Origin of the sequence: Pseudomonas sp. (assembly GCF_037994325.1) — a bacterium.
In the GTDB taxonomy this organism is placed as follows: domain Bacteria; phylum Pseudomonadota; class Gammaproteobacteria; order Pseudomonadales; family Pseudomonadaceae; genus Aquipseudomonas.
This window is the reverse complement of record NZ_JBBNAH010000587.1, coordinates 1-4,642: the sequence shown is the minus strand read 5'-3', so window position 1 is coordinate 4,642 and position 4,642 is coordinate 1. Positions and strand designations below refer to the sequence as shown.

At 63.0% G+C, this 4,642-nt stretch carries 4 protein-coding genes; all 4 read left to right on the top strand.

The genetic code is table 11. The features are described from left to right. On the top strand, positions 1 to 647 hold a 647-nt coding region (locus tag AAAB16_RS19665), incomplete at its 5' end, for an ATP-binding cassette domain-containing protein (RefSeq protein WP_340664848.1). Between the two features lie 2 nt (positions 648 to 649). Beyond that, positions 650 to 1,378, top strand: a complete 729-nt coding sequence (locus AAAB16_RS19660; RefSeq protein WP_340664847.1) for an urea amidolyase associated protein UAAP1 — start codon at positions 650 to 652, stop codon at positions 1,376 to 1,378. Positions 1,379 to 1,388: 10 nt separating this feature from the next. Continuing rightward, the gene (locus AAAB16_RS19655; protein ID WP_340664846.1) at positions 1,389 to 2,030 is read left to right on the top strand and encodes an urea amidolyase associated protein UAAP2; all 642 of its coding nucleotides are present in this window, start codon (positions 1,389 to 1,391) and stop codon (positions 2,028 to 2,030) included. Between the two features lie 280 nt (positions 2,031 to 2,310). Continuing rightward, the coding region (locus AAAB16_RS19650) for a 5-oxoprolinase/urea amidolyase family protein (protein WP_340664845.1) at positions 2,311 to 4,642 on the top strand (2,332 nt) is incomplete at its 3' end.

Sequence of the window (4,642 nt, the reverse complement as noted above, 5' to 3'; positions counted from 1 at the left end):
AGGAAGTGCCGAGCAAAGGCGAGATTTTGCTCGGCGGTAAACCGCTGGTTGGCGAGCCGGATGCCAGCCGTGGCGTGGTGTTTCAGCGTTACTCGGTGTTCCCGCACTTATCGGTGCTGAACAATGTGGCGCTGGGTTTGGAATTGCCGCGCTCGCCGCTGCTCGGTCGCCTGTTTGGCCACGCCAAGCGGGATGCCCGCGAACAGGCCGCCGCGCTACTGACTAAAGTCGGCCTTGGCCATGCCTTGGATAAATACCCCACCCAGCTCTCCGGCGGTATGCAGCAACGCCTGGCCATTGCCCAAGCGTTGATCATGCAGCCACGGGTGTTGCTGCTCGACGAACCCTTCGGCGCCCTCGACCCCGGCATCCGTAAAGACATGCACCAGTTGCTGTTGGAGCTATGGCGCGAGACCAAGTTGACCGTGTTTATGGTCACCCACGACCTCTCCGAAGGCTTCACCTTGGGCACCCGCATTCTGGTGTTCGACAAGGTCCGTCACGACCCACACGCGCCGAATGCCTATGGCGCACGCATTACCTACGACATTCCCCTCAACCCCGACCGCCGCGCCAGCCGTGCCGCCGTCGACGCCCTGCCGGCACACGTTACCGGCAGCCTGCATTCCGTTTACCAAGGAGCCTGACCATGAGCACCTCGTTGAGCCTGCGCCCCAGCCTGTATGAAGAAACCGTACCGGGCGGCGGCCATACCTCGTTTGTTCTTAAACGTGGCCAGTTGCTGCGCATTACCGACCTTGAAGGCGGCGCCAACGTCAGCCTGATGCTGCTCAATGCCGCCGAGAAAAGTGAGCGGCTAAACCTGCCCGACAGCCTTAAAGGCCAGCACACCGCCAAGCTTACCGTTGGCCATTGCCTGTACTCGGACATGGGCCGGGTGCTGGCCGCTATCACCGCCGACACCTGCGGCTGGCACGACAGCTTTGGCGGCGTACTGAATGCCGCCGAGGTGCAGGAAAAGTACGGCAGCGGCCGCTATCAGGAACTGCGCAACGGCTTCTTCCGCAATGGCGTGGACAACCTGCTGGTGGAAATGGGCAAGTGGAACCTGAACATCCAAGACCTGCTGATGGTGCTCAACCTGTTCAGCAAAGTGACCGTCGACAGTCACGGCGGCTTCCACTTCGCCGCCGAAAACTCCAAGGCCGGCGACTACGTCGAGCTGTACGCACCGATGGACACCCTGGTGGTGCTCACCGCCCTGCAACACCCCATGGACCCCGCCACTGAATACGCACCCAAGCCGGTGCAACTGAACTGGAGCCAGGTCGCCGAAGACGGCATCAGCGTGCTGTGCCGCACCTCGCGCGCGGAAAACGGCCGCGCTTTCCACAACACCGAACGCTTGTATATCTGAGGGCCAACCCATGTCACAGACTCTGACCCACAGCCCGCGCCACGCCGAAACCGCCGTCTCGCGCTCGACCATCGCCGCAGGCGAACCCTTCCTGAAAGAAATCAAAGCCGGGCAAACCCTGCGCCTGCTCGACCTGGAAGGTAACCAGGCGGTAGACACCTTGTTCTTCAGCGCCAGCAACCCGCGCGAGCGCTACGACGTACAACGCACCCTGCGCAAACAAATGAGCGTGTACCTCACCACCGGCACGGTGTTGTACTCCAACCTCGGCAACCCGCTGCTGACCATCACCGCCGACACCTGTGGCCGCCACGACACCCTCGGCGGCGCCTGCGCCCAGGAAAGCAACACCGTGCGCTACGCCCAAGACAAACGCTATATGCACAGCTGCCGCGACAACTTCCTGCGCGCCAGCCTGCACGACGGCCGCCTAAACAAGGCCGACATCAGCGCCAACATCAACTTTTTTATGAACGTGCCCGTCACTCCCGAAGGCGGCCTGACCTTTGAAGACGGCATCTCCGGCGCCGGCAAATACGTCGAACTGGTGGCGCATATGGACGTGATCGTCCTGATCTCCAACTGCCCGCAACTGAACAACCCCTGCAACGGCTACAACCCGACGCCGGCGGAGTTTTTGGTATGGGATTGATACGGCGGTTGCTCTTCGCCTTGTGCCAGAGCCGCAGTGGGCAGGTGCTGCAACGTCATCCCTCTCCCGCTTGCGGGAGAGGGACCGGGGGCGGCGGCCAGTGTGAGGGCAAGGGGTCAACGCAAGATCAAAGTCCCCCCTCACCCTAGCCCTCTCCCCGCTGGGGCGAGGGGACTGACCGCGTCAACCTAATCGTTTCGTATGAATTCCCCACCGTGGACGACCCCGGTGCACACCCAATACCGCGGGACGCCCCGCCTTCCCTTTCGAGGGTTACGCCATGTTTACCAAACTGCTGATCGCCAACCGTGGCGCCATTGCCTGCCGTATCTTGCGCACCCTGCGAGCGCTCGACGTAAAAGGCGTGGCCGTGTATTCCGAAGCCGACGCCGCCAGCCTGCATATTCAGCAGGCCGACGAAGCCTTTAGCCTGGGTGAAGGCGCAGCCGCTGGCACCTATTTGCAAGTGGAGAAAATCCTCGCCATCGCCAAGCAAACCGGCGCCCAGGCCATTCACCCTGGCTATGGCTTTCTCTCGGAAAACGCTGCCTTTGCCGAAGCCTGCGAAGCCGCCGGCATCGCCTTTGTCGGGCCAACGCCTGAGCAGCTGCGGGTGTTCGGCCTGAAACACACCGCCCGCGCCCTGGCCAAAACACACGGCGTGGCGATGCTGGAAGGCACCGAGCTGCTGGAAAACCTCGACGCTGCCCTGCAAGCCGGCGAGCACGTTGGCTACCCGGTGATGCTGAAAAGCACTGCCGGCGGTGGCGGTATCGGCATGCGCGTGTGCCGCAGTGCCAACGAGCTCAGCGAAGCCTTTGACGCGGTAAAACGCCTGGGCCAGAACAACTTCAGCGACTCGGGCGTGTTTATCGAAAAATACATCCAGCGTGCTCGCCACCTGGAAGTGCAGGTGTTTGGCGACGGCAAAGGCGACGTCATCGCCCTTGGCGTGCGCGACTGCTCGGTGCAGCGGCGCAATCAGAAAGTGCTGGAAGAAACCCCGGCCACCAACCTGCCCGCCGGCATGGCCGATGAACTGTGCGCCGCCGCCATCAAGCTGGCCAAGGCGGTGAACTACCGCAGCGCCGGCACCGTGGAATTTGTCTACGACAGCGAAGCGAGCCAGTTCTATTTCCTCGAAGTAAACACCCGCCTGCAGGTGGAGCACGGCGTTACCGAACAGGTGTGGGGCGTTGACCTGGTGAGCTGGATGATCCAGCTGGGCGCCGGTGATTTGCCGCCGCTCAGCACGTTGATGCACGGGCTGCTGCCCAAGGGCCACGCGATTCAAGCGCGGCTGTATGCCGAAGACCCGGGCCGTGACTTTCAACCTAGCCCCGGCCTGCTGACCGCCGTACAGTTCCCGCCCGCCGATGGCAAAACCCTACGCATCGACACCTGGGTAGAAGCCGGCTGCGAAATTCCGCCGTACTTCGACCCGATGATCGCCAAGCTGATCGCCTGGGCACCGACCCGCGAAGAAGCCAGCGCCGGCCTCTACAACGCCCTTGGCGACAGCGTGTTGTATGGCGTGGAAAGCAACCGCGACTACCTGCGGCAGATTATCCAAGACGCCCCCTTCGCCAGCGGCAACCCCTGGACCCGCTGCCTGGAACAGTTGGTCTACAAAGCCGACACCGTAGAAGTGCTCGGCGCCGGCACACAAACCACCGTGCAAGACTTCCCCGGCCGCCTCGGCTACTGGGCCGTGGGCGTGCCGCCGTCCGGGCCGATGGATAGCCTCTCCCTGCGCTTGGGCAACCGCCTGCTGGGCAACCCCGAAGGCGCTGCCGCCCTGGAAATCACCATGAGCGGCCCAACCCTGCGCTTTAACACCGATGCCGTGGTGGCGGTGACCGGCGCCGACATTCCCCTGAGCCTCGACGGTGTGGCGCAAGCGATGAACACCGCGCTGCTAATCAAAGCTGGCAGCACCCTGGCACTTGGCACCATCGCCGGGGCCGGCGCGCGCAGCTACCTAAGCCTGCGCGGCGGCCTGCAAGTACCGGATTACCTGGGCAGCAAAAGCACCTTTACCCTGGGCCAATTTGGCGGCCATGGCGGCCGTGCGTTACGGGGCGGCGATGTGCTGCGTATTCCCGCCCTGACCGACAGCAGCCATGGCGCCAGCCTGGACGCCGCGCAGTGCCCAGCATTGCCTACGCTGCGCAGCATTCGGGTGATCTACGGCCCCCACGGCGCGCCGGAATACTTCACCCCCGAGTACATCGACACCTTCTTCGCCACCCACTGGGAAGTGCACTTCAACTCCAGCCGCACCGGCGTGCGGTTGATCGGGCCAAAGCCGCAATGGGTACGTGAGAGTGGCGGTGAAGCGGGCTTGCACCCGTCCAATATTCACGACAATCCGTATGCCATTGGCGCAGTGGATTTCACCGGAGATATGCCGGTGATTCTTGGGCCGGATGGGCCGAGCCTGGGTGGGTTTGTCTGCCCGGTGACAATTATCGAGGCGGATCTTTGGCAACTGGGGCAGCTTAAAGCCGGCGACAAGGTGCAGTTTTCCCCAGTGAACATTGCGACCGCGCGCGCGCTTGTCTCAAAACAAACTCAACTGCTGTGCTCCCCTCTCCCGCTTGCGGGAGAGG